The organism is Saccharothrix sp. CB00851 (assembly GCF_001905065.1).
Taxonomy (GTDB): domain Bacteria; phylum Actinomycetota; class Actinomycetes; order Mycobacteriales; family Pseudonocardiaceae; genus Actinosynnema.
The window spans coordinates 53,139-77,487 of the sequence record NZ_LWLC01000022.1 but is presented as its reverse complement, the minus strand read 5'-3'; the positions used below and the strand labels follow the sequence as shown (position 1 = coordinate 77,487).

At 70.0% G+C, this 24,349-nt stretch carries 17 protein-coding genes; 6 read left to right on the top strand and 11 right to left on the bottom strand.

The genetic code is table 11. The features are described 5' to 3' along the window. Positions 1–496 precede the first annotated feature (496 nt). The 10 genes from A6A25_RS21410 to A6A25_RS21365 all read right to left on the bottom strand — a co-directional run bounded on the left by A6A25_RS21410 (position 497) and on the right by A6A25_RS21365 (position 14,188). Positions 497–1,630 carry an ROK family transcriptional regulator gene (locus A6A25_RS21410; protein WP_241828837.1) on the bottom strand — a complete coding sequence of 378 codons (1,134 nt, stop codon included), beginning with the start codon at positions 1,628–1,630 and terminating at the stop codon, positions 497–499. Between the two features lie 48 nt (positions 1,631–1,678). After that, positions 1,679–2,803, bottom strand: coding sequence for a hypothetical protein (locus tag A6A25_RS21405; protein ID WP_073892630.1), 1,125 nt, complete (start codon positions 2,801–2,803; stop codon positions 1,679–1,681). Between the two features lie 233 nt (positions 2,804–3,036). Further along, positions 3,037–4,260 carry a multiple monosaccharide ABC transporter permease gene (mmsB, locus tag A6A25_RS21400; protein ID WP_073892628.1) on the bottom strand — a complete coding sequence of 408 codons (1,224 nt, stop codon included), beginning with the start codon at positions 4,258–4,260 and terminating at the stop codon, positions 3,037–3,039. Then, on the bottom strand, positions 4,257–5,783 hold the full coding sequence (mmsA, locus tag A6A25_RS21395; protein ID WP_073892687.1) for a multiple monosaccharide ABC transporter ATP-binding protein: 1,527 nt from the start codon (positions 5,781–5,783) through the stop codon (positions 4,257–4,259). Before mmsA ends, mmsB begins: the two co-directional genes overlap by 4 nt. 11 nt (positions 5,784–5,794) lie before the next feature. Further along, a complete protein-coding gene (chvE, locus tag A6A25_RS21390; RefSeq protein WP_073892626.1) occupies positions 5,795–6,910 on the bottom strand; it encodes a multiple monosaccharide ABC transporter substrate-binding protein in 1,116 nt (371 codons plus the stop codon). Between the two features lie 29 nt (positions 6,911–6,939). Further along, positions 6,940–8,448, bottom strand: coding sequence for an L-arabinose isomerase (gene araA, locus A6A25_RS21385; RefSeq protein ID WP_073892624.1), 1,509 nt, complete (start codon positions 8,446–8,448; stop codon positions 6,940–6,942). A gap of 20 nt (positions 8,449–8,468) precedes the next feature. Continuing rightward, positions 8,469–9,122 (bottom strand): L-ribulose-5-phosphate 4-epimerase, encoded by a 654-nt coding sequence (locus tag A6A25_RS21380; protein WP_083668530.1) that lies wholly within the window; start codon positions 9,120–9,122, stop codon positions 8,469–8,471. A gap of 2 nt (positions 9,123–9,124) precedes the next feature. Beyond that, positions 9,125–10,780: a ribulokinase gene (araB, locus tag A6A25_RS21375; protein WP_073892621.1), complete on the bottom strand. Its 1,656-nt coding sequence runs from the start codon at positions 10,778–10,780 to the stop codon at positions 9,125–9,127. Positions 10,781–11,029: 249 nt separating this feature from the next. Beyond that, entirely contained in the window at positions 11,030–12,016 is a 987-nt protein-coding gene (locus tag A6A25_RS21370) for a LacI family DNA-binding transcriptional regulator (protein ID WP_073892685.1), read from the bottom strand. A 198-nt stretch (positions 12,017–12,214) separates the two neighbouring features. After that, positions 12,215–14,188, bottom strand: a complete 1,974-nt coding sequence (locus A6A25_RS21365) for an immunoglobulin-like domain-containing protein (RefSeq protein WP_338013224.1) — start codon at positions 14,186–14,188, stop codon at positions 12,215–12,217. 485 nt (positions 14,189–14,673) lie between these two features. Here A6A25_RS21365 and A6A25_RS21360 point away from each other — a divergent pair, with 485 nt between their 5' ends. The 4 genes from A6A25_RS21360 to yjfF all read left to right on the top strand — a co-directional run bounded on the left by A6A25_RS21360 (position 14,674) and on the right by yjfF (position 19,276). Next, positions 14,674–15,651 carry an ABC transporter substrate-binding protein gene (locus A6A25_RS21360; protein WP_073892604.1) on the top strand — a complete coding sequence of 326 codons (978 nt, stop codon included), beginning with the start codon at positions 14,674–14,676 and terminating at the stop codon, positions 15,649–15,651. Between the two features lie 111 nt (positions 15,652–15,762). Then, the gene (locus tag A6A25_RS21355; protein ID WP_073892683.1) at positions 15,763–17,271 is read left to right on the top strand and encodes a sugar ABC transporter ATP-binding protein; all 1,509 of its coding nucleotides are present in this window, start codon (positions 15,763–15,765) and stop codon (positions 17,269–17,271) included. Continuing rightward, positions 17,268–18,242 (top strand): ABC transporter permease, encoded by a 975-nt coding sequence (locus A6A25_RS21350; protein ID WP_073892602.1) that lies wholly within the window; start codon positions 17,268–17,270, stop codon positions 18,240–18,242. Before A6A25_RS21355 ends, A6A25_RS21350 begins: the two co-directional genes overlap by 4 nt. 35 nt (positions 18,243–18,277) lie before the next feature. Beyond that, on the top strand, positions 18,278–19,276 hold the full coding sequence (gene yjfF, locus A6A25_RS21345) for a galactofuranose ABC transporter, permease protein YjfF (RefSeq protein ID WP_073892681.1): 999 nt from the start codon (positions 18,278–18,280) through the stop codon (positions 19,274–19,276). A 58-nt stretch (positions 19,277–19,334) separates the two neighbouring features. Here yjfF and A6A25_RS21340 read toward each other — a convergent pair whose 3' ends face one another. Further along, positions 19,335–19,880 carry a hypothetical protein gene (locus A6A25_RS21340; protein WP_073892600.1) on the bottom strand — a complete coding sequence of 182 codons (546 nt, stop codon included), beginning with the start codon at positions 19,878–19,880 and terminating at the stop codon, positions 19,335–19,337. 161 nt (positions 19,881–20,041) lie between these two features. Between A6A25_RS21340 and A6A25_RS44165 the strand changes: the two genes are divergently transcribed. Together A6A25_RS44165 and A6A25_RS21335 are read left to right on the top strand one after the other, a co-directional pair. Further along, positions 20,042–20,179 carry a hypothetical protein gene (locus A6A25_RS44165; RefSeq protein ID WP_158073782.1) on the top strand — a complete coding sequence of 46 codons (138 nt, stop codon included), beginning with the start codon at positions 20,042–20,044 and terminating at the stop codon, positions 20,177–20,179. A gap of 252 nt (positions 20,180–20,431) precedes the next feature. After that, positions 20,432–24,247, top strand: coding sequence for a discoidin domain-containing protein (locus tag A6A25_RS21335; protein WP_083668529.1), 3,816 nt, complete (start codon positions 20,432–20,434; stop codon positions 24,245–24,247). Positions 24,248–24,349: the final 102 nt, after the last annotated feature.

Here is a 24,349-nt window from a genome sequence, read left to right as displayed (position 1 = left end):
TCCACTGTGGAGTTCGCCGGTCGTGCGCCGGAACGCGCCACCACGACCTCCACCCTCCGCCGGAACCCCCGGCGCCGCGCCGCACCGAGCACACCTACAGCACGAGGCCCGTCCTTGGCGATCAAGACGTGGCGACGGACTTCGGGATCCAGCAAGGCGCCCGACGCGGTGCGACGCGCCTCGACGGCGTCCCGCCCGGAGCGGGACGACCGGTTCGCGCGCAGGTCGGAGGCGGTGCGGAGGCACCCGCGAGGAGGGCTCGGACACCGGTCGACCGCGACTGGACCGCTGTGTCGTGCCACCACCTGCTCCCTCCGCCTTCGCCGGCCGCCGCGGCGCACCCGCGAGCGCACACTTCGACGGTCGTAGGACCGTTTCGAGCGGCGGCAACTGTGTCGCGGGTTACAGCGCAGTGTCAAGGAGACTGGGAGAGGCTTGAGGTTGACGTGACCTGACCGCAACTGACCGAGTGCGGTCGGTGTGCGACCGGATCGGTTCAGATCCCCCGGGTCAGCGCGGCGCGGATGGCCAGCGCGGCACCCGAACGCGCCCACTCGGTGAAGTCGAACGGCTGGACGTCGAGGTCGATCAGCGCCGGGTCGGCTTCGTAGCTGGCCCTGATGCCGTCGGCGACGCGGTCGGGCGAGACCTCGTAGACCGGCAGGCCGTCGCCGGTGAGCAGGACTTTCCGGGGGTCCAGGAAGTTGGCGACGGTGCCGATGAGCACGCCCAGGGCGTAGCCGGCGTTGTCGAAGACCCGCTTGGCCGCCGGGTCGCCCGCTCTGGCGCGGTCCACGGCCTGCTCGTAGGTCGGGTCGCCGTCGAGTTGGCGCAGCATGACGTGGGTCATCAGGTAGCTGGAGGCGCAGCCGCGGTGGCCGTAGCCGCACCGGGGGCCGGTCGGGTCGACCAGGATGTGGGCGATCCGGGGCGGCAGGCCGTGCGCGCCGCGGACGAGTTCGCCGTCCACGACGATGCCGCAGCCGACGCCCGCGCCCACCGTGATCAGGACCATCGAGTCCAGTCCCGCACCGGCGCCGAACCAGTGCTCGGCCGAGGTCAGGGCCTGCACGTCGTTGTCCACGGCGGTCGGGACGCCGGTGGCGGCGACCAGGTCGTCGCGCAGCGTCACGTCCGCCCAGCCCAGGAACTCGGCTTGGGTGACGACGCCGTGGTGCACGATGCCGCCCAGCGTCACGCCGATCGCGGTGACGGCGGGCAGGCCGGTGGCGAGGTCGGCGATCTGGGCGACGACGTCGGCCGGGTCGGTGGAGCGCAGCGAATGGTCGGTGGTCTCCACGACCGTGGCGGTGAGGTCCGTGACGGCGGCGTAGAGGCGGTCGGCGGTCAGCTTCACGCCGAGGAAGTGGTGGGAGTCGCCGCGCACGTGGAGCATCTCCGAGGGCCGGCCGGTGGACGAGCGCAGTTGCGTCTCACCCTCGACGAGCAGGCCGTGCAGCACGAGCGTGCGGGTCACCCGGGTGAGGGTGGGGCGGGACAGGTGCAGGCGGGCGGCGATCTCGGCCCGCGGCATCGCGCCGTGGATCAGGACCTCGAGCAGCACGTCACGGGCGACTTCGGGCAGGTCCGGCCAGGACGGGGTGGTGCGAGGGTCGGTTCCCGAGGTCACCGATCGAACATACCCGTCCCGGCCGGGGCGCCAGGGCCGTGACCAGTGCTAGCAGATGTTCTGCCTGCTGTTGACCAGCGTGTTGTTGCGGAACGTGGTGTTCGTGCCGCACGGGTTCTCGGTGATGGCCGAGTTGGTGACGGTCAGGTTCTGGATGGTGATGTCCCGGGTGATGGGGAACTCGCTGCGGGCCGCCAGGCGGATCTCACCTCCGCCGCTGACGCTGCCGCTCTGGGCGGCGATGTTCACGTTGTAGCAGTTCTCGATCAGGATCGAGTTGTTGCCGGTGTTGGCGATGTCGATCCGGTCGATCTGCAGGCCGCCGCTCTCCGACACGCAGAAGACGCCACGGCCGCCACCGCGGGCCTTCACCGTGCCGACCCGGATGTTGATCGGGTAGCTGCTGCCGACCCGGCCGTTGCGGTTGGCGGTGCGGAACGCGGCGTAGCCGGTGCCGGTGCCCGCGTTCTCCGCGTCGACGGTGCCCACGGTGGCGTTGATGGTCTGGTTGAGCAGCAGGCCGGACTCGCCGACGCCGCGCGCCACCACCGTGCCGATGGTCAGGCCGTCCACGCCGTAGGTCTCCACCGCGTGCGAGCTGGCGCCCTGCACGTAGGCGTAGTCGATGCGGACGTTGCGGGTCCACTGGCTGGTGTCGCCGCGGTTGTCGATGCGCACGCCCAGGCCCCTCGACAGGCGCATGTTCACGTTGCCGATCACCACGTTGGTGACGTTGCGCATGAAGATGCCGTACAGCGGGGTGCCGGTGAGGGTAAGGTTCTGGACCTCGATGTCGCGGACGCCGCGCGCGTAGACCGGGGCGTAGTCGCCCGAGCCGGTGCCGGTCACGTTGATGGTGCCGCACACGTCGATCGTGGTGTAGCTGCGCATCGAGTACCGCTCGCCCGCGGGGATGGAGCCGGACGCGCGGACGACGATCCGCTCCTTGTAGGTGCGGTTCGCGGTGAGGCTGTCGTTGGCCGCCTGCATCGCGGCGCGCAGGCTGCTGCCGGAGTAGACCGTCCTGCTGCCCCGGCGGGCCGTGAAGCTGCTGCCGGAGCCGGTCACCTCGGCGTGGTACGTGCCGTCGCCGCAGGCGGCCTGGGCCTCCGGCGCGGTGGTGACCTGGAGTAGCGCCGCTGTCAACGCTGACACGGCGAGGAGTGCTTTCATGTGGTGATCTCCTAGGGCTTGGTAAGCGCTTTCCTGAGTGGCGGCGGAGATCGTGCTGGGCATCGCGGGTAGGGAAGTGGCCGGTGGTGGCCCGCCGGGGGACGTGGCGGGCCACCGCCCGAGTTGGCACTGGGAGCGTTCCCAGGTCTGTCAGGTAGTGAAGCTGAAGTGACGGGGAGACGTCAAGGGCCTGCCGCACAGGTGTGAGGCAGGCCCTTGATCGGTACAGTGCATCAGGCACGGCCCCGGCGCTTGGTCCACACGTCGTAGGCGACGGCGGCCAGCAGGACCAGGCCCTTGACCAGCATCACCCGTTCGCTCGGCGCGCCGATCAACGACATGCCGTTGTTGATCACACCCATGATCAGGCCGCCGGTGATCGCGCCGACCACCCGGCCGACGCCGCCCTGCACGGCCGCGCCGCCGATGAACGCCGCCGCGATCGCGTCCAGCTCGAACGCGTTGCCCGCGGTCGGACCGGCCTGGTTGAGGCGACCGGCGAAGATCACGCCGGCCAGGGCCGAGAGCACGCCCATGTTCACGAACACCCAGAACGTGACCTGCTTGACCTTCACGCCCGACAGCGTGGCGGCTTGGAGGTTGCCGCCGATGGCGTAGATGTGCCGGCCGAACACCGACTTGTTCGCCATCACCGAGTAGCCCAGCGCCAGCACCGCGAGCAGCACCAGCACCCACGGCAGGTTGCGGAACCGGGCCAGCTGCACGACCACGGCCAGCACCACGGCCGCCGCCAGCGCGATCTTCGCCACGAAGATCGGGAACGGGTCGACGACCTGCCCGTAGCTCAGCCGCGCCTTGCGGTTGCGCCACTGGTTGAACGCGAACCCGGCCACCACCGCGACGCCGACCAGCAGGCTGAGCAGGTCCGCGCCGCCCAGCGGGCCGAGGCCGACGTTGCCCAGGTAGCCCTCGGTGAAGCCGTTGGCCAGGGTGCGGATCTGATCCGGGAACGGCCCGATGCCCTGGTTGCCCAGCACGGTCAACGTGAGCGCGCGGAACACGAGCATGCCCGCCAGCGTCACGATGAACGCCGGGATGCCGAAGAACGCCACCCAGTAGCCCTGCGCCGCGCCGATCACCGCCCCCGCGAGCACCGTGATCAGCACCGCCAGCGGCCACGGCAGTCCCATCTGGACGGTCAGCACCGCGCAGATCGCGCCGGTCAGCGCGACCACCGAGCCGACCGACAGGTCGATGTGCCCGCCGATGATCACCAGGATCATGCCGATGGCCAGGATCAGCACGTACGAGTTCTGCACGATGATGTTGGAGATGTTCTGCGGTGTCAGCAGAGCACCGTCCGTCAGCACCGTGAAGAGCACCACGATCAGCCCGAACGCGATGTAGATGCCGGACTGCCGCAGGTTGATGGTGAACCTGCGCTGCGGCTGCCCGGCCTGGTGCGCCTCCGGCGTGGCCGCGATCTTGGTGGTCATGAGGTCTGTCCCTGGGTCATGTGGAGCATCAGGCGTTCCTGGGTGGCGTCCGCGCGGTCGAGCTCACCGGTGATGCGGCCCTCGGACAGCGCGTACACCCGGTCGCACAGGCCGAGCAGCTCCGGCAGCTCGGAGGAGATGACCAGCACCGCGCGGCCCTGGTCGGCCAGGTCGTTGATGATCGAGTAGATCTCGTACTTCGCGCCGACGTCGATACCGCGGGTCGGCTCGTCGAGGATGAGCACGTCCGGGTCGGTGAACATCCACTTCGCCAGCACGACCTTCTGCTGGTTGCCGCCCGAGAGCGACGAGGTGGGCGTGGCGACGCTGGGCGTCTTGATGTTCATCGAACGCCGGTATTTCTCGGCGACCGCGTGCTCCTCGTTCTCGTTCACCCAGCCGCGCGGCGCGAGCTTGCCCAGACCGGCCGCGGACACGTTGAGCTTCACGTCCTGGATGAGGTTCAGCCCGTACCGCTTGCGGTCCTCGCTGACGTAGGCCAGGCCGTGCTCGATGGCCTTGCGGACGGTGCGCGTGTCGATCTCGCGGCCGTCCTTGACCACCCGGCCGGAGATGCCGACGCCGTAGGACCGCCCGAACACGCTCATCGCGAGTTCGGTGCGGCCCGCGCCCATGAGACCGGCGAGACCGACGATCTCGCCGCGCCGCAGCACGAGGGTGGCGCGGTCGACCACCACCCGGTCGGGCTGGGACGGGCTGTGCACGGTCCAGTCCTCGATCCGCAGCACCTCGTCGCCGATCTTGGGCGTGCGCGGCGGGAAGCGGTGCTCCAGGTCGCGGCCGACCATGCCGGAGATGATCCGGTCCTCGCTCACGCCCCGCGCGGGCAGCGTCTCGATGGTGCGGCCGTCGCGCAGGATCGTGATGCTGTCGGCGATCCGGGTCACCTCGTTGAGCTTGTGCGAGATGATCACCGAGGTGATGCCCTCGGCGCGCAGCCCGTCGAGCAGGTCGAGCAGGTGCGCGGAGTCGTCGTCGTTCAACGCCGCGGTCGGCTCGTCCAGGATCAGCAGCTTCACGTCCTTGGCCAGCGCCTTGGCGATCTCCACCAGCTGCTGCTTGCCCACGCCCAGGTCGTGGACCGGCGTGGTCGGGTTCTCCCGCAGGCCCACGCGGGCGAGCAGGGCGCCCGCCGCGTGGTTGGTGCGGTTCCAGTCGATGAGCCCGCGCTTGGCCCGCTCGTTGCCGAGGAACAGGTTCTCCGCGATGGACAGCTGGCCGCACAGCGCCAGCTCCTGGTGGATGATCACGATGCCGCGCCGCTCGCTGTCGCGGACGCCGCCGAACGAGCAGGGCTCGCCCTCGAAGACGATCTCGCCCTCGTACGACCCGTGCGGGTGCACGCCGGAGAGCACCTTCATCAGCGTGGACTTGCCCGCGCCGTTCTCACCGCAGATCGCGTGGATCTCACCGCGCCGCACGGCGAGCGTGACGTCGTGCAGCGCGGTGACCCCGGCGAACCGCTTGGTGATGCCGCGCATCACCAGGATTTCGTCGGACATGGTGGGCAAACCTACTTCAGCTGATCCGCGGTGTAGTAGCCGCTGTCCACGAGGACCTTCCGGTAGTTGGTCTTGTCCACGATCACCGACTCCAGCAGGTACGACGGCACGACCTTCTTGCCGTTGTCGTAGTCCTTCTCGTTGTTGACCTGCGGCTTCTGGCCCTTGAGCACGGCGTCGGCCATGGTCACCGTGGTCTTGGCCAGCTCACGGGTGTCCTTGTAGATGGTGGAGTACTGCTCCCCCGCGATGATCGACTTCACCGACGCGACCTCGGCGTCCTGGCCGGTGACGATCGGGTACGGGTTGCCGCTGGTGCCGTAGCCGCTGCTCTTGAGCGCGGACAGGATGCCGATCGACAGACCGTCGTACGGCGACAGCACGCCGTGGACCTGGGCACCGCCGTAGGTCGAGGTCAGCAGGTCCTCCATGCGCTTCTGGGCCGTGGCCGGGTCCCAGCGCAGGATGGCGACCGTCTTGAAGTCGGTCTGGCCGCTCTTGACCACCAGCGTGCCCTTGTCGATGTGCGGCTGGAGCACCGACATCGCGCCGTTGAAGAAGAACGTCGCGTTGTTGTCGTCCGGCGAACCGGCGAACAGCTCGATGTTCAGCGGACCGGTCGCGGTGCCGGGGGTGCCGTCGGCGTTGAGCACCTTCAGGCCCGTCAGCAACGACGTCGCCTGCTGCACGCCGACCTTGAAGTTGTCGAAGGTGGCGTAGTAGTCGACGCTGTCGGTGTTGCGCAGCAACCGGTCGTAGGCGATGACCGGGATGTTGGCGTCCTGCGCCTGCTGCAGCTGCGACGTGATCGCGGTGCCGTCGATCGAGGCCACGATGAGCAGCTTCGCGCCCTTGGTGATCTGGTTCTCGATCTGGTTGGCCTGCGTCGGGATGTCGTTCTCGGCGTACTGGAGGTCGACCTGGTAGCCCTTCTCCTCCAACGCCTTCTTGATGTTGTCGCCGTCGTGGATCCAGCGCTCGGACGACCGGGTCGGCATGGTGACGCCGACCAGCGCGCCCTCCGTGGACCCGGTCTGCTGGTCGACGGTCTTCTCCGCCGACCCGCAGGCGGCGAGCGCCATCATCAGGCCGGCCGCGGTGACGGCGGCGATCCGCGGAAACCTCATTGTTTCTCTCTCTCCCTTTGGCGGTGTGGCTAGCGCAGACCCTGCGCGAGTCGGAAGTACGCCTGGTTCCAGCGCAGGCGGTCGCTGAACGAGGCGGTGGTCGTGTCCTGGTCGATGACCACCAGCTCGGTGTTCACCATGGTCGCGAAGTCGCGCAGCGTATCCGAGCCCACGGCCTGCGTCATCACGGTGTGGTGCGGGCCTCCCGCGGTCAGCCACGACTCGGCCGACGTGGACAGCGACGGCGCGGGCTTCCACACCGCGCGCGCGACCGGCAGGTTCGGCAGCGGCTCGTCCGGCGGCACGACCTCGACCTCGTTGGCCACCAAGCGGAACCGCTCCCCCAGGTCGGCCAGGCCGACGACCACGGCGGGACCCGCCGCCGCGTCGAACACCAGCCGCACCGGGTCCTCCCGGCCGCCGATGCCCAGCGGGTGGACCTCGCACGAGGGCCGGTCGGCCGCGATGGTCGGGCAGACCTCCAGCATGTGCGCGCCCAGGATCTTCGGCTCGCCCGGCCCGAAGTGGTAGGTGTAGTCCTCCATGAACGACGTGCCGCGGCCCGTGCCCGCGCCCATCGCCTTCACCGCGGCCAGCAGGGCGGAGGTTTTCCAGTCGCCCTCGCCGCCGAAGCCGTAGCCGTCGGCCATCAGCCGCTGCACGGCCAGGCCCGGCAGCTGCCGCAGCCCGCCCAGGTCCTCGAAGTTCGTGGTGAACGCGCCGAAGCCGCCGTCGGTGAGGAACCTCCGCAGCCCGGCCTCGATGCGGGCGCCGTAGCGCAGCGACTCGTGCCGCTCGGCGCCCTTGTGCAGCTCGGGCGCGAGCCGGTACACGTCGGCGTACTCGGCGACCAGGACGTCGATCTCCTCCTCGTCGACCGCGTCCACCAGCGCGACCAGGTCGTTCACGCCGTAGGTGTTCACCGAGACGCCGAAGCGCAGCTCGGCCTCCACCTTGTCGCCCTCGGTCACCGCGACGCCGCGCATGTTGTCGCCGAACCGGGCCAGCTTCATCCCGTTGAGGTGGCTGTAGCCGGTCGCGGCACGCACCCAGCCGTCGATCCGGTCGGCCAGCTGCGGGTCGCTCGCGTGGCCGGCCACGGTCTTGCGCGGCACGCCGATCCTGGTCTGGATGAACCCGAACTCGCGGTCGCCGTGCGCCGCCTGGTTGAGGTTCATGAAGTCCATGTCGATCGTCGACCACGGCAGGGCTTCGTTGAGCTGCGTGTGCAGGTGCAGCAGCGGCTTGCGCAACGCGTCCAGCCCGGTGATCCACATCTTGGCGGGCGAGAACGTGTGCATCCACGCGATCACGCCGACGCACGACGGGTCGGTGTTCGCCGCGAGCATCACGTCGCGGATGGCGGCGGTGTCGGTCAGCACCGGCTGCCACACCACCTCCGCCGAGATCCGGCCCGACTCGGTGAGCATCCGCTGGATCTGCTGCGACTGCTGGGCGACCTGTTCGAGCGTTTCCGGGCCGTAGAGGTGCTGGCTCCCGGTCAGGAACCAGACCTGCGGCTTCCCAGCAGGCGACATGCGGGTCTCCCCTCGTGGGCTCATTGCCCGTAGACGTTCTGGTAACGGGCGTACAGGCTGTCGACGTGGTGCTGCTCGATCGGCTTCGGCGTGCCGAGCTGGTGTGCGAAGTGGACGGTGCGGGCCACGTCCTCCAGCATCACCGCGGCCTTCACCGCCGCCCGCGCGTCCTTGCCGATCGTGAACGGGCCGTGGTTGCGCATCAGCACGGCCGGGGACCGGCTCTCGCGCAACGTCTCCACGATGCCCTGGCCGATCGAGTCGTCGCCGATGAGCGCGAACGGCCCCACCGGGATCTCGCCGCCGAACTCGTCGGCGATCATGGTGAGCACGCACGGGATCGGCTCGCCGCGCGCGGCCCACGCCGTGGCGTACGGGGAGTGCGTGTGCACCACGCCGTTCACCTCGGGCATGTGCCGGTACACGTACGCGTGTGCGGCGGTGTCGGAGGACGGCGAGTAGTCGCCCTCCACCAGGTTGCCGTGCAGGTCCGTCACGACCATCGCCTCGGGCGTGAGCTGGTCGTACGACACGCCGGACGGCTTGATCACCATCAGGTCCTGGCCGGGCACGCGCGCCGAGACGTTGCCGGCGGTCCAGATCACCAGCTCGTAGCGGGTCAGCTCGCGGTGCAGGTCGGCGACCGTGCGGCGGAGGTCCTGGGCGATGGACACGGTCACTCCCCCTTGGCGGCGCGGCGACGCGCCTTGAGCCGGTGCATGACCTCGTTGGCGCCACGGCCGAAGTAGTCGTGCAGCTCCTGGTACTCCACGAACATCCGCTCGTAGGCCTCGACGTTGTCCGGGATCGGCAGGTACACGCCCCGCTTGACCGAGCCCATCGCCTTGGCGGCGGCGTGGATGTCGTCGTAGGCGCCCGCCGCGACGGCCGCGTGCATCGCCGAGCCGAGCGCGGGGCCCTGCTCGGAGCCGATCACCGACAGCGGCAGGTTCGTCACGTCGGCGTAGATCTGCATCAGCAGCGGGTTGCGCAGCAGGCCGCCCGCGATCACCAGCTCGGTCACCGGGATGCCCGCGTCGGTGTAGGAGTCCACGACCACCCGCGTGCCGTAGGCCGTGGCCTCCAGCAACGCCCGGTAGGTGTCCTCGGCGCGGGTGGCCAGCGTCTGGCCGACGACCACGCCCGACAGCTCGTGGTCGACCAGCACCGAGCGGTTGCCGCTGTGCCAGTCCAACGCGATCAGGCCGTGCTCGCCGATGCGCTGCTGCGCGGCCAGCTCGGTCAGCAGCTCGTGCACCGAGATGCCACGCGCCTTGGCCTGCTCGTGGTACTCCGGCGGCACGTTGTGCTCGACGAACCAGGCGAAGATGTCGCCCACGCCGCTCTGCCCGGACTCGTAGCCCCACAGGCCGGGCACGATCCCGCCGTCCACCACGCCGCACATGCCCGGCACGTCGGCCAGCACGTCGGCGTTCATCACGTGGCACGTGGACGTGCCCATGATCGCGACCATCTGGCCGGGTTCGACGGCGCGGGCCGCGGGCGCGGTGACGTGCGCGTCGACGTTGCCGACCGCGACCGCGATGCCGGGCCGGAGGCCGGTCCACTCGGCGGCCTGCTCGGTGAGCCCGCCCGCCCGGTCGCCGAGCTGGCCCAGCGGGTGGTCGAGCTTCGCGGTGACGAAGTCGGCGAAGTCGGGGTTGAGCGCGGACAGGAAGTCCGCGGACGGGTAACCGTCCTGGTAGATGCCCTTGTAGCCGGCGGTGCACGCGTTGCGCACGTAGGTGCCGGCCAGCTGCCAGACGATCCAGTCGGCGGCCTCGACCCAGTGGTCCATCGCCGCGTAGACCTCGGGGGCCTCTTCGAGCAGCTGCAGGCCCTTGGCGAACTCCCACTCCGAGGAGATCAGGCCGCCGTAGCGGGGCAGCCAGCCCTCACCGCGCTGCGCGGCCAGGTGGTTGATCCGGTCGGCCTGCGGCTGGGCCGCGTGGTGCTTCCACAGCTTCACGTACGCGTGCGGGTTGTCGGCGAACTCGGGCAGCTCGTTGAGCGGCGTGCCGTCGGACTTGACCGGGACCATCGTGCACGCGGTGAAGTCGGTGCCGATGCCGATCACGTCGGCCGGGTCGACCCCGGCGTCGGCGAGGGCCGCGGGCACCGCGTGCTTGAGCACGTCGACGTAGTCCTGCGGCACCTGCAACGCCCAGTCCGGGGGCAACGGGCGCCCGTCGGGCAGGGCCCGGTCCAGCACCCCGTGCCGGTAGTCGTGCACCGCGGTGCCGAGTTCGAGGCCGTCGCGCACCCGCACGACCACCGCGCGGCCGGACAACGTGCCGAAGTCGACACCCACCACCAATGGATCGCTCGCCATGGTGAGCAGTGTTATCGCTAACATTCACGGCGTCAAGACCTGCCCGCAACGTGGTCTTAAGTCGTTAGTGAGCGTGCACAAAACCCCGTGTTCAGCGGGCTGCGCCCACCCTGCGGTCGCCCACCTAGCCTAGGCGTCTTCGGCGCGTGCGCGGGACCGCAGATGCGCGGAGACGGCACGAAATTGTTGCGGGCACGGTCGATGGCCCGGATGCGGCACGCGGCACGGCGCTGTGCCGCGTGCCCGGTGTCAGGCCGAAGGCGGCGCGACGCTGTCCCGCTTCACCAGGGCCGGCGGGACGTTGCGCTGGGGCGCGCCCACGTCGCCGTCGCCGACCTGGGCCAGCAGCAGCTCCAGCGTCTCCTTGGCCACCGCGTGGAAGTCGGGCCTGATGGTCGTCAGCGGCGGGATGAAGTAGGCCGCCTCCGGCACGTCGTCGAAGCCCACGATGCTCACGTCGTGCGGCACGCGGCGGCCCCGTTCGCTCATCGCGCGCAGGATGCCCAGCGCCAGGTGGTCGTTCGCCGCGAAGATCGCGGTGACCTCCGGCATCCGGGCCAGCATCTGGCCCGCCCGGTAGCCCGAGGCCGCGCTCCAGTCCGCGGGCACGACCGGCGGCACCTCCAGGCCCGCCGTCTCCAGCGCCGACCGCCAACCCCTGATGCGGCCGAGGCTGTCGAACCAGTCCGACGGGCCCGAGACGTGCCACACCGTGCGGTGGCCCGCTTCGAGCAGGTGGGTGGTCGCCGCGAACGCGCCCGCCGCCTGGTCGACCGTCACCAGCGGGGTGGAGCGCTCCGGGTCGCCGTCCACCGTGACCAGCGGGATGCCGGCCGAGACGTCGCCGACGGCGTCGTTGGCCGACGCGGTCGGCGCGATGACCACTATCCCGGCGACCCGCTGGTCGCGGTGGCGTTCCACGGCGTCGGAGATGGAGTTGCGGTCCAGCACGTTGACCCGGCCGACGCTCACCGCGAACCCGGCCTCGGCCGCCGCCGCCTCGAACGCGGCCAGCAGCGACGCGGGGCCGTAGAGCGTCGAGTTCTGCGCCACCACCCCGATCAGCTGGGACCGGCCGGTCACCAGCGCACGGGCCGCCTTGTTGGGCCGGTAGCCCAACTCCGCGATGGCCGCGCGCACCCGCAGCCGGGTCTGCTCCCGGACGTTCGGGTGCCCGTTGAGGACCCGCGACACCGTCTGGTGCGAGACCCCGGCGAGCCGGGCGACGTCCGTCATCGCGGGATCGCGCGAGGTCTTGTGCTCCACTACCGCCCCATCTCCCCTGTCGACACTGCAGCCTGCACACTCGATGTTAGCGATAACACGCCCTGATCACCGCCGAGGTGCTCAGTACCCATTGTCCACCAGGGACCGTTCCCACCAGCGCAGGGACGCGGTCCGACCACTCGGAATGTCGCGCGGCGGGCGCCGCCGTCACGGGAACGCCGCCCGGACGCGGTCCAGTTCGGCCTTGGTCACCGGCAGCACGGTGCCGTGCCGCGGTCGGCTGGGCAGTTCGTAGCCGGTGGCGAGGGTCCACTGGCCGGAGGCGAGGTCGGTCGTCTCGAACGGCACGTAACCGCGGCCGCCGAACTCGTCGATGAACAGGTACCAGCGGTCCTCGGTGTTGGACTTGAACACCGTCGGCCCCTCCCCCTGGCGGATGGAGCCCTTGCCGATGCAGTCGGCGACGAAGTCGTACGACGTGTCCCGCAGCTGCGTCGACTTCTCGGCGAGGATGAACTTGCTGCACGGCGTGGTGGACGTGTTGTTCCGCTCGTCCTTGGTGAACCGGTAGTACTCGCCGCCGTGCTCGATCACGGTCGAGTCGATCACCGAGTAGCCCGGGTCGACCCACACCTGCGGCTCGCTGAACGTGCGGAAGTCGCGCGTGGTCGCGTACAGCATCTTGTTGTAGGTGTTGCCGGTGTGGTCCGGGTCGTTGGCGGCGTAGAGCTTCGAGGCCCAGAACACCACGTACGCGCCGATCGACTCGTCGTAGTACGCCTCGGGCGCCCACGTGTTGCCCGCCGTCTCCGGCGAGACGAGCACGTGCCGCTGCTGCCCCCAGTTGACCAGGTCCGTGGACTCCCACACCTCGATGTAGCGGCTGCCCTTGCGCTGCACCAGGTCCCAGTTGCCGTTGCCGTGGATCTTCAGGTCGGTGGCGATGAGGTAGAACTTGTCGCCCTCCGGCGACCGGATGATGAACGGGTCGCGCACGCCCTTGTCGCCCAGGGACGACGTGAGCACCGGGTTGCCCTGGTTCAGCTCGTCCCACTTGAGCGCGTCGTTGCCCCGGCTGGCGGCGAAGTAGACCTGCTCGCCGGTGGCCGACCCCTCGCCGGTGAAGTAGCCGAACAGGTAGCCCTCGTAGTCCTGCTGCTCGGGCCGCGGCGTGACCGTGACCTTGAACTTCTTGCGAGTGGTCTCCTCGCCCGCCCGGATTTGGGCGGTCAGCTGCACCTTCACCGGCTTCTCGCCGAACGCGGGCCGGGTGACCTCGCCGGTGGGCGTGACGACCTCGGGCTTGTTGCTCTTCCAAGTGATCGCGGTGCCGTGCAGGCCCGTGGTGGGCAGGGTGATGTTGCCGCGGATGTCGTCTTCGTCCCAGACGACCAGCGCGGCGTCGGCTTCGGCGACCTTCTCGTCGTCGGTGAGCTGCGGGCGCACGGTGACCTCGAAGTCGCGGGTCTGCCCGAACGCGGTCGCGGTGAGCGTCACGGTCGCGGGCGCGCTGCCGGGTGCGGGACGGGTGACGGCACCCGCGGTGGACACGACCGCCGGGTCGCTGGACCGCCAGGTGATCGCGGAGCCGTACGGGCCGGTGGTCGGCAGGGTCAGGTCCTCCGTCACGGCGGAGGTGTCGCCGAGGTCGATCGCGGCCAGGTCGCGGCGACCCTTCTCGTCGTCGGGGACGAACCCGAGGGCGTGCGCCTCGGCCGCGGTGAGCGCGCGGTCGTAGAGACGGAAGTCGCGGACCGAGCCCTTGAGGTAGCGGTCGCCGCTGTAGACCGAGCGGCCGATGTGGTTGGCGGTCGTCGTGCCGCCGCCGATCATGGCCGGGGTGATCGTCACGCCCGTGCGGCGGGCGACCTCGACGCCGTCCTCGTACAGCACGGCGGTGCCGCCGCCGAGGGTGTAGGTGAGCGTCTTCCAGACGCCCCGCGCGAGGTTGCGGCCGGCGGTGACGGTCTGCTCGGTGGACCAGTTCCCGGTCGCGATGGAGGACCGGTAGGCGTTGCCGGTGGTGAACAGGTAGCCGTTGCCGGCGGTGCCCGAGGAGTTGCCGAGGCCGTAGATGAAGTACGGCGTCGCCTGGTCCGGCGCGAGACGCACCTGGATCGAGACAGTGACGTCGGTCAGTCCGCGCAGGACGTTGTCGGGCAGTTTCAGGTGGCCGTTCACGCCGCCCAACTGGAGCCCTTCAGCACCGCCGGGAGTGGCGTCCCCGATAACGGTTGCGTTGCGACCTCCGCCCGAGGTGTCGGCTGCGACGGCGCCTTCGGTTTCGGTGAGGGGGTAGTGCAGCACGAGGCCGTCGGCGGCCGACGCCGGTGGCGCGCTCAAAGTCGCGGCGGCCACCACCGCGACGAGACCGGCGACAAGGGTGCGTGGGCGATGACGAAGGGTGACCATTGGGCGTCGCTCTCGTCTGGCGCGCGGCGCGGGGCCGCGGCTGAACAGGCATCGGGATGGCGGGTGCGCTGAGTCACAGTCACCAAAGTGAGCGCTAACATATGTCCCTGCTAACAAACGTGTCAAGGATGCGAAGTTGACGTTTCCGAGGGGTTGACGGGCCGATTGTGAGCGTTCACTCTTGTGGCCCAGGTGACCACCGTCACGCGGTTCGCCGCCCCGTCAGTGTCTCGGGTTCCCACGGAGGAAGACCAGTGTTGAAGAAGATCACGACCGCCGCCGCCGCGGTCCTCTTGGCCGCGTTGACCGCGTGCGGTTCCGGTGGATCCGGGGACGCCGGGTCGGGCACCGCCGCTAAGGACGACGGCAAGATCACGATGGGCTTCGCCCAGGTGGGTGCCGAGAGCGGCTGGCGCACCGCCAACACCAAGTCGATCCAGGAGGAGGCCGCCGCCGCCGGGATCGACCTGAAGTTCTCCGACGCGCAGCAGAAGCAGGAGAACCAGATCAAGGCGATCCGGTCCTACATCCAGCAGAAGGTCGACGTCATCGCCTTCAGCCCGGTGGTGGAGACCGGTTGGGACGCCGTGCTGCTGGAGGCCAAGCGCGCGAACATCCCCGTCATCCTGACCGACCGCGCGGTCGACTCGGACGACACGTCGCTGTACAAGACGTTCCTCGGCTCGGACTTCGTGGAAGAGGGCAAGAAGGCCGGCGAGTGGCTGAAGGCCAACGCGGGCGGCGCGAAGAACGTCGTGGAGCTGCAGGGCACGACCGGCGCCGCGCCGGCGATCGACCGCAAGAAGGGCTTCGAGGACGCCATCGCCGGCACCGACCTGAAGATCGTGGCCACGCAGACCGGTGACTTCACGCGGTCGGGCGGCAAGCAGGTCATGGAGGCGTTCCTGAAGTCCGTGCCGCAGATCGACGTGGTCTACGCGCACAACGACGACATGGGCCTGGGCGCGATCGAGGCCATCAAGGCCGCGGGCAAGGTGCCCGGCAAGGACATCAAGATCATCACCGTGGACGCGGTGAAGGACGGCATGACCGCGCTGGCCGCCGGTGAGATCAACTTCATCGTCGAGTGCAACCCGCTGCTCGGCAAGCAGCTGATGGAGCTGGCCAAGAAGGTCGTCGCGGGCGAGGAGGTCCCGCCGCGCGTGGTGACCGAGGAGGGCACCTTCACCACCGAGCAGGCGAAGACCGAGCTGCCGAACCGCAAGTACTGATACCGCCGGTAGTGATCACAGACCGCGGTCCCCGCCACCCTCCGGGTGTGGTGGCGGGGGCCGCACCCAGCGTGTGAGGGGAGTTGTCCGGTGACCGTGCCGGTCGTGGACATGCGGGGCATCTCGGTGGAGTTCCCCGGAGTCAAAGCCCTGCAGGAGGTGGATTTCCGGCTGTTCCCCGGCGAGGTCCACGCGTTGATGGGCGAGAACGGAGCGGGCAAGTCCACGCTCATCAAGGCGCTGACCGGGGTACACCCGCTCGCGGCGGGCGAGGTCCGCTACGCGGGTGAGCCCGTGTCGTTCACCGCTCCCGCGGAGGCGCAGGCCGCCGGGATCAGCACGGTGTACCAAGAGGTCAACCTGTGCACGAACCTGACCGTGGCGGAGAACATCCTGCTCGGCCGCGAGCCGCGCAGGTTCGGCCGCATCGACGGCAAGCGGATGCGCGCGCGGGCCGCGGAGCTGCTCGCCCGGATCGGGTTGCACATCGACCCGGGTTCGGTGCTGGAGAGCCACCCGATCGCCGTGCAGCAGCTGGTCGCGATCGCGCGGGCGGTGGCGGTCGACGCGCGGGTGCTCGTGCTGGACGAGCCGACCTCCAGCCTGGACGCCGACGAGGTCGCGGAGCTGTTCCGGATCGTCCGGGTGCTGCGCGACGAGGGTGTCGCGGTGCTGTTCGTGACGCACTTCCTGGAGCAGGTCTACGAGATCTCCGACCGGATCACGGTGCTGCGCAACGGCCGCCTGGTCGCCGAGCACACGACCGCCGCGCTGAGCCGGATCGACCTCGTGTCGGCGATGCTCGGGCGCGAGATGGGCCTGCTGGAGGAGATCGAACGCCGCTCGGGCGCGCCCGGCCAGGCGTTCCTCGTCGCCGAAGGGGTCGGCCGCAAGGGCTCGGTCGCGCCGTTCGACCTGGAGATTCGGTCCGGCGAGGTGGTCGGGCTGGCCGGGCTGCTCGGCTCGGGCCGCACCGAGGTGGCGCGGTTGCTGTTCGGCGCGGACAAGGCCGACTCGGGCCGGCTCCTGGTCAACGGCAAGCCGCTGCGGCTGACCGGGCCGCGGGCGGCGATCGAGGCCGGTGTCGCGTTCTCGTCGGAGGACCGCAAGGCCGAGGGCATCGTGGCCGACCTGAGCGTGCGGGACAACCTGATCCTGGCCATGCAGGCGGCGCGCGGGTGGGCGCGGCCGGTGCCGCGCAAGCTCGCCGACGAGCTGGTGGCCAAGTACATCGAGCTGCTCGACATCCGGCCCGCCGACCCGGACCGGGCGGTGGGCAACCTGTCGGGCGGCAACCAGCAGAAGGTGCTGCTGGCGCGGTGGCTGGTGACCGAGCCGAAGCTGTTGATCCTGGACGAACCGACCCGCGGCATCGACGTGGGCGCGAAGGCCCAGATCCAGAAGGTCGTCGCCGACCTGGCCGCGGAGGGCATGGCGGTGCTGTTCATCTCCGCCGAACTGGAGGAGGTGGTGCGCGTGTCCGACCGCGTCGTGGTGATGCGCGACCGGCAGAAGGTGGCCGAGTTGGACGGTGACGTGGGCGTGGACGACGTGATGGCGCTCATCGCGGGCGGCGACCACGGTGTCGACCAGGGTGCGGAGAAGGCGGTGGCGTCGTGAAGAACCGACTGCTCTGGCCCGTGCTGGCGCTGGTCGCGCTGCTGGTGCTGAACGTGGTGGTGACGCCGTCGTTCTTCTCCCTGCGGCTGCAGGACGGGCACCTGTACGGCAGCCTGATCGACATCCTGCGCAACGGCGCGCCCACGCTGCTGATCGCGTTGGGCATGACGCTGGTGATCGCGACCCGCGGCATCGACCTGTCGGTCGGCGCGGTGGCGGCCATCGCCGGCGCGGTGACGTGCACGCACATCGCCGCCGGCGGCAACCCGTGGGTGGCGATGGGCCTGGCGCTGGCGCTGTGCGCGCTGCTCGGGCTGTGGAACGGGTTCCTGGTGTCGGTGCTGGGCATCCAGCCGATCATCGCCACGCTGGTGCTGATGACGGCCGGGCGCGGGGTCGCGATGCTGATCACCGAGGGCCAGATCGTCACGGTGGACTCGCCGACCTACCGGCAGGTGGGCGCCGGGTTCCTGGTGCTGCCGATCGCGATCCTGATCAGCCTGGCGGTGCTCGGGCTGGTCGCGCTGGTGACCCGGCGGACCGCGTTGGGGCTGCTGATCGAGTCGGTCGGGGTCAACCCGGCGGCGTCGCGGCTGGCGGGCGTGCGGGCGCGCACGATCATCTGGACGGTGTACGTGTTCGCGGCGCTGTGCGCGGCCGTGGCCGGGTTGATGATCAGCTCGAACGTGAGCGCGGCGGACGCCAACAACGCCGGTCTGTGGATCGAGATGGACGCGATCCTGGCCGTCGTCATCGGCGGCACGTCGCTGGCGGGCGGCCGGTACTCGCTGACCGGCACGCTGCTCGGTGCGTTGATCATCCAGACGTTGACCACGACGGTGTACACGATCGGCATCAAGCCGGAGATCACGCTGGTGTTCAAGGCGGTCGTGGTGATCGCGGTGTGCCTGATGCAGGCACCGGTCGGGGTTCGGGTTCGGGTTCGTGGGAAGCAAGGGGTGCCCGCGTGAAGGAGACAGTGGTGGTCGCGCCCGAGGTCGAGGCGGTGCCCGCGAAGTCGTCGGGGTCCGGGTCGGCCCGGTCGCGTGGCCGGGTGAGCGTGCCCAAGCGGTTCCTGCCGGTGATCGCGACGTTCGTGGTGTTCGTGGCGACGTTCGGCGTCGGCTCGGTGCGGTACGAGGGGTTCGCGTCCGGGCAGGTGATGGCGAACCTGTTCATCGACAACGCCTTCCTGATCGTGCTCGCGGTCGGGATGACGTTCGTGATTTTGACCGGTGGCATCGACCTGTCGGTCGGGTCGGTGGTCGCGTTGTCGACGATGATCGCGGCGGCGGCGCTGCAGGCCGGGTGGCCCGCGTGGCTCGTGGTGATCACGGTGCTGGCGACCGGGTCCGGGCTGGGCCTGGCGATGGGGTGGGTGATCCACCGGTTCGGCGTGCAGCCGTTCATCGTGACCCTGGCGGGCATGTTCCTGGCCCGCGGGCTGTGCTTCGTGATCAGCGTCGAGTCGGTGTCCATCAAGGACCCGACGTTCCGGGACCTGGCCACCGGCTCGATCGAGCTGCCGGGCGGGGTGACCATCACCTACGGCGTGGTCATCGCGCTGGCGGCGGTGCTGGCGGCGGTGTACGTGCTGCACCTGACGCGGTTCGGGCGCACGGTGTACGCCGTGGGCGGCAGCGAGTCGTCGGCGAGGCTGATGGGCCTGGCGACCACGCGGGTGAAGATCGGCGTGTACGTGATCAGCGGGTTCTGCTCGGCGTTGGGCGGGTTGCTGTTCAGCCTCTACATGCTGTCCGGTTACAGCCTGCACGCGGTGGGCATGGAGCTGGACGCGATCGCGGCGGTCGTGGTGGGCGGGAGCCTGCTGTCCGGCGGCGTCGGGTTCGTGATCGGGTCGGTGGTGGGCGTGCTCGTGCTGGGCACGATCCAGACGCTGATCTCGTTCGAGGGCACGCTGTCGTCGTGGTGGACGAAGATCGTGATCGGCGCCCTGCTGCTGGCGTTCATCGCGTTGCAGCGGATCATCGTGCGGCGGACGTAGCGCGCGTCCGAGTCCGAGGGCCCGGCGGGGCGAGCACCCGCCGGGCCCTCGGCGTCTGTCAGGTGGTGTGCCAGCCGGCCGGCAGGTCGGCGGCTTCCCTGGTCCGCGGGTGGTTGTCACCTTGCACGGCGGACATCTCCGCGAGGACCGCGCGCAGTTCCTCGACGGCCTCGTCGGCGTGCCCGGCGCGGTGGAGCAGGACCTGGCGGAGGTCGGGCTCCCGCAACGCGGTGTCGATCGCGTCGGCCAGGTCCGCGCGGTCGCGCAACGCCGCCGCGTCGCTCGGCGGCCGGCCGACCACCACGCGCCCCGACTTCGGCGTGGCGCGGCGGTCCCGGTGGGCGGCACGCCACAGCTCGCGCAGCTCGGCCAACTCCGGCACGCCGCCGCTCGCCAGGGCCACCGCGAGCACCACGTCGAAGTCCCGGGGCACGGACTGGCCGCCGACCCACTCCCCCAGCCGCCGGGCGTTCACCGCCACCCGCCGGCCGGACGGCAGCACGACCACGCTCGCCCGCCGGGCCAACGCCTCGTCGGACACGTCGGGTAACCGTCCCCGCAACCGCGCCAGCGCCCGCGCGAACGCCGCTTTCGGGTCGCTCACCGCCACCTCCGGATGATCACGCAGTCTAGTGCCGCGACCGGCACCCGATCACCGCAACGGCCCGGAACGGGGACCTGGGCACCGCTTCCCACCTGCGTGAACGCGTGCGGGCCGGTGCGGCGCGGCTAGCGTGCGACCGCAGTCGAGCGGAAGGAGCGGACGTGGCGGAACAGAACGGGAACGGTGCGGTGGTGTGGAGGGTGCTGCTGCTCTCGGGGGTGCTGCTGAACGGCATCGGCCTGGTGGCGGGGTCCCGTTGCTGCCGCTGGTCGGCGCACCGCTCGCGATCGTGGGCCTGACCGGCCTGCTCGCCGCCCGGCGCAAGGCGTCCTGACCACGGACGTCGCACGCCACGAAGGCCGTCCCCGAGCGGGGGCGGCCTTCGTCGTGTTCGGCCGGTTGGCGCAACGGTCGGGGCGGTGAGGCGCCGACCGTTGACTTTCCGGAGAGGGCTCTGCAACGCTGCGATCCGGTTACGCAAGAAATCGACAACTGTACGGAACTTTGCGACAAGATCCCGGAATGCCCTAACGAGAAGGGCCAGCACGACGATGTCAACGACGACACGACCACGCCTCGCCGCCTCCCTGATCGCACTGTCCCTCGCCGCGTCCACCCTGAGCCCCCCTGCCGCCCAGGCCGCGCCGTCCACCGGGGTGCTCGACCTCGGCAAGCCGACCCGCATCGACCAGGTCCGCCTCGCACTGCCGGACGACGCCGCCACGTTCGCCGTCCAGACCAGCCTCGACGGCAAGGGGTTCGCCACCCTCGTACCGTCCGCCCCGCGCGAGGGCGACCGCCAGACGTTCGACGTCGACCCCACGCTGGTGCGCTACGTGCGCGTGGACGGCGCGCCGGTGGAGGACATCGACGTCCGCGAAGCCGCCGCGTCCGCCCAGCTCGCCGCCACGTACACCGCGAGCAGCCACACCGACGTCTACCAGGCGTCCAACGCCGGTGACGGCAACCAGGCCACCTACTGGGAGAGCGCCAACAACGCGTTCCCGCAGTGGCTGCGGGCCGACCTGGGCGCGGCGCTCAAGGTGGACCGGGTCGTGCTCAAGCTGCCGACGGCGGGCTGGGGCGCGCGCACGCAGACGTTGGCCGTGCAGCACAGCACCGACGGCCAGAACTTCGGCGACCTCGTCCCGTCCGCGCAGTACGCGTTCACCCCGACCGCGAACAACACGGTGACGATCCAGTTCACCGCGACCACCACGCGGTACGTGCGGCTGCTGATCAGCGGCAACACGGCCTGGCCCGCCGGTCAGGTGTCCGAGTTCGAGGTGCACGGCCCGACCACCGGCGACACGCAGGCGCCCTCGGCGCCCACGAACCTCGCCCACACCTCGCCGCAGTCCGGGCAGATCCGGCTGACCTGGTCGGCGTCCACCGACGACACCGGCGTCACCGGGTACGACGTGTACGCCAACGGCGCGCTGCGCACGAGCGTCGCGGGCACCGTGCTGACCTACACCGACGCCCAGCCGGACGGCCTCGCGGTCACCTACCACGTGATCGCCAAGGACGCGGCCGGCAACCAGTCACCGCCGAGCAACTCCGTCACCAGGGCCGGTGCCACGGGCACGAACCTCGCCAAGGGCAGGCCCATCACGGCGAGTTCCCACGTCTTCACGTTCGCGGCCACCAACGCCAACGACGACGACGTGACCACGTACTGGGAAGGCGCGGCCTACCCGAACACGCTGACCACGCAGCTCGGCTCGAACGCCGACCTCGGCTCGGTCGTGCTCAAGCTCAACCCCGCCTCGGCGTGGGCCACCCGCACGCAGAACATCCAGGTGCTGGGCCGCGAGCAGAGCGCCACCGGCTTCACCAGCCTGGTGGCCGCGCGCGACTACGTGTTCAACCCCGGCACCGGCAACACGGTCACCATCCCGTTGACCGGGCGGGTCGCGGACGTGCAGCTGCGCATCACGGCCAACACCGGCGCGCCCGGCGGCCAGGTCGCCGAGTTCCAGGTCTTCGGCGTCGCCGCGCCCAACCCGGACCTGACCGTGACCGCCACGTCGTTCACCCCGGCCGGCCCGGTCGAGACGAACCCGATCACCCTGTCCGCGACCGTGCGCAACGCGGGCACCGCGGCGTCCGGCGCGACCGACGTGACGTTCTTCCTCGGCGACGACGCGGTGGGCACGGCACAGGTCGGTGCCCTGGCGGCCGGTGCGTCGGCCACCGCCACGGCGAACATCGGCCCGCGCGGCTCGGGTTCCTACTCCTACACCGCGAAGGTGGACGAGACGAAGAAGGTCGTCGAGCAGAACGAGGCCAACAACGCCCGCGTGCACCCGAGCGCGCTCGTCGTCACGCCCGTGCCCAGCTCGGACCTGGTCGGCGCGCTGAGCTGGTCGCCGAACAACCCGGCCAACGGTCAGAACACGACGTTCAGCGTGGTGCTGCGCAACGAAGGCTCGATCGCCACGGCTGCCGGTGCGCACGGCGTCACGCTCACGCTCGTCAACGCCACCACGGGCGCGACCGTGCGCACGTTCACCGGCAGCCACACCGGTGCGATCCAGCCGGGCCAGTCGGCAGCGCCGATCACCCTGGGCACCTGGCCCGCCGCGAACGGCAAGTACACGCTGCGCACCGAGGTCGCGGTGGACGCCAACGAGATCGCGGCACGCCAGGCGAACAACGTCAGCACCCAGTCGCTGTTCGTCGGGCGCGGCGCGAACGTGCCGTGGGAGCACATCGAGGCCGAGGACGCCGTCACCGCGGGCGGCGCGCGGAAGATCGGCCCGAACCGCACCATCGGCGACCTCGCCGGTGAGGCGTCCGGCCGGCGCGCGGTCACGCTCACCAGCACCGGCTCGTCGGTCGAGTTCACCACCACCGGCTCGACCAACACCCTGGTCACCCGCTTCTCCATCCCGGACTCGGCGGGCGGCGGCGGGATCAACGCCACGCTGAACGTCTACGTCAACGGGTCGTTCCACAAGGCGATCGACCTGACGTCGCGGCACATCTGGCTCTACGGCAACGAAGCCTCGCCGGGCAACTCGCCGGGCGCGGGCGGGCCGCGACACATCTACGACGAGGCGAGCGTGCTGCTGAACGGCACCTTCCCGCCGGGCACGAAGATCAAGCTGCAGAAGGACGCGGCCAACACCACCAACTACGCCATCGACTTCGTGAACTTCGAGCACGCGGTGGCGCGGGCCAACCCCGACCCGGCCCGGTACCTCACGCCGACCGGGTTCGGCCACCAGGACGTGCAGAACGCGCTGGACCGGTTCCGCATGGACACCAGCGGGAACCTGCTCGGCGTGTACCTGCCGGCCGGGACGTACACCACCTCGCAGAAGTTCCAGGTGTACGGCAAGCCGATCCGGGTGATCGGCGCGGGACCGTGGTTCACCAAGTTCGTCGTGCCGACCACGCAGGAGAACACCGACGCGGGTTTCCGGGCCGAGCAGTCGGTGAACGGCTCGACGTTCAGCGGGTTCGCGTTCTTCGGCAACTACGTCTCCCGCATCGACGGCCCAGGCAAGGTGTTCGACTTCGCCAACGTCTCGAACATCACCATCGAGGACATCTGGGCCGAGCACATGGTGTGCCTGTACTGGGGCGCGAACACCGACTTCATGACCATCAAGGACTCCCGGATCCGGAACATGTTCGCCGACGGCATCAACATGACCAACGGCAGCACGGACAACCGGGTGGCCAACATCGAGGCGCGCTCGACCGGTGACGACAGCTTCGCGCTGTTCTCGGCGATCGACGCCGGTGGCGCGGACGAGAAGAACAACGTGTACGAGAACCTGTCGTCGTTGACGACCTGGCGCGCGGCGGGTCTGGCGGTCTACGGCGGCTTCCTCAACACGTTCCGCAACATCTACATCGCGGACACCCTCACCTACTCCGGTGTCACGATCAGCTCGCTGGACTTCGGCTACCCCATGAACGGCTTCGGGCCGGAGCCGACGACGTTCAGCGGGATCACGTTGGTGCGCACCGGCGGTCACTTCTGGAACGGGCAGACGTTCCCGGGGATCTGGATGTTCTCGGCCTCCAAGCCGTTCCGGGGCATCCGGGTCGACGACGTCGACATCATCGACCCGACGTACGCCGGGATCATGTTCCAGACCAAGTACACCGGGTCCGCGCCGGAGAACCCGATCCAGGACACGGTGTTGACGAACGTGTCCATCTCGGGGGCCCGGCTCAGCGGTGACCAGTTCGAGCACAAGTCCGGTATCGGCGTGTGGGCGAACGAGCTGCCGGAGGCGGGCCAGGGTCCGGCGGTCGGCTCGGTCACGTTCAACAACCTGCGGTTCAGCAACAACAACGAGAACATCCGCAACCGGACGTCCACGTTCACCATCACCGTCAACCCCTGACAGTGGGCGCCGCCCCGTCCCCCGGGGCGGCGCCCTCTCTATTGACGCGGTCTGGACCACCTGCGAAGCTTCCCCGCGAGAGCGCTCTCACACCTCTCCTAC

Excerpts from the sequence above, each read along its gene's own strand:
- A6A25_RS21405 (WP_073892630.1), bottom strand. The coding sequence starts at position 2,803 with ATGAAAGCACTCCTCGCCGTGTCAGCGTTGACAGCGGCGCTACTCCAG.
- mmsB (WP_073892628.1), bottom strand. The coding sequence starts at position 4,260 with ATGACCACCAAGATCGCGGCCACGCCGGAGGCGCACCAGGCCGGGCAG.
- mmsA (WP_073892687.1), bottom strand. The coding sequence starts at position 5,783 with ATGTCCGACGAAATCCTGGTGATGCGCGGCATCACCAAGCGGTTCGCC.
- chvE (WP_073892626.1), bottom strand. The coding sequence starts at position 6,910 with ATGAGGTTTCCGCGGATCGCCGCCGTCACCGCGGCCGGCCTGATGATG.
- araA (WP_073892624.1), bottom strand. The coding sequence starts at position 8,448 with ATGTCGCCTGCTGGGAAGCCGCAGGTCTGGTTCCTGACCGGGAGCCAG.
- araB (WP_073892621.1), bottom strand. The coding sequence starts at position 10,780 with ATGGCGAGCGATCCATTGGTGGTGGGTGTCGACTTCGGCACGTTGTCC.
- A6A25_RS21370 (WP_073892685.1), bottom strand. The coding sequence starts at position 12,016 with ATGACGGACGTCGCCCGGCTCGCCGGGGTCTCGCACCAGACGGTGTCG.
- A6A25_RS21355 (WP_073892683.1), top strand. The coding sequence starts at position 15,763 with ATGCGGGGCATCTCGGTGGAGTTCCCCGGAGTCAAAGCCCTGCAGGAG.
- A6A25_RS21335 (WP_083668529.1), top strand. The coding sequence starts at position 20,432 with ATGTCAACGACGACACGACCACGCCTCGCCGCCTCCCTGATCGCACTG.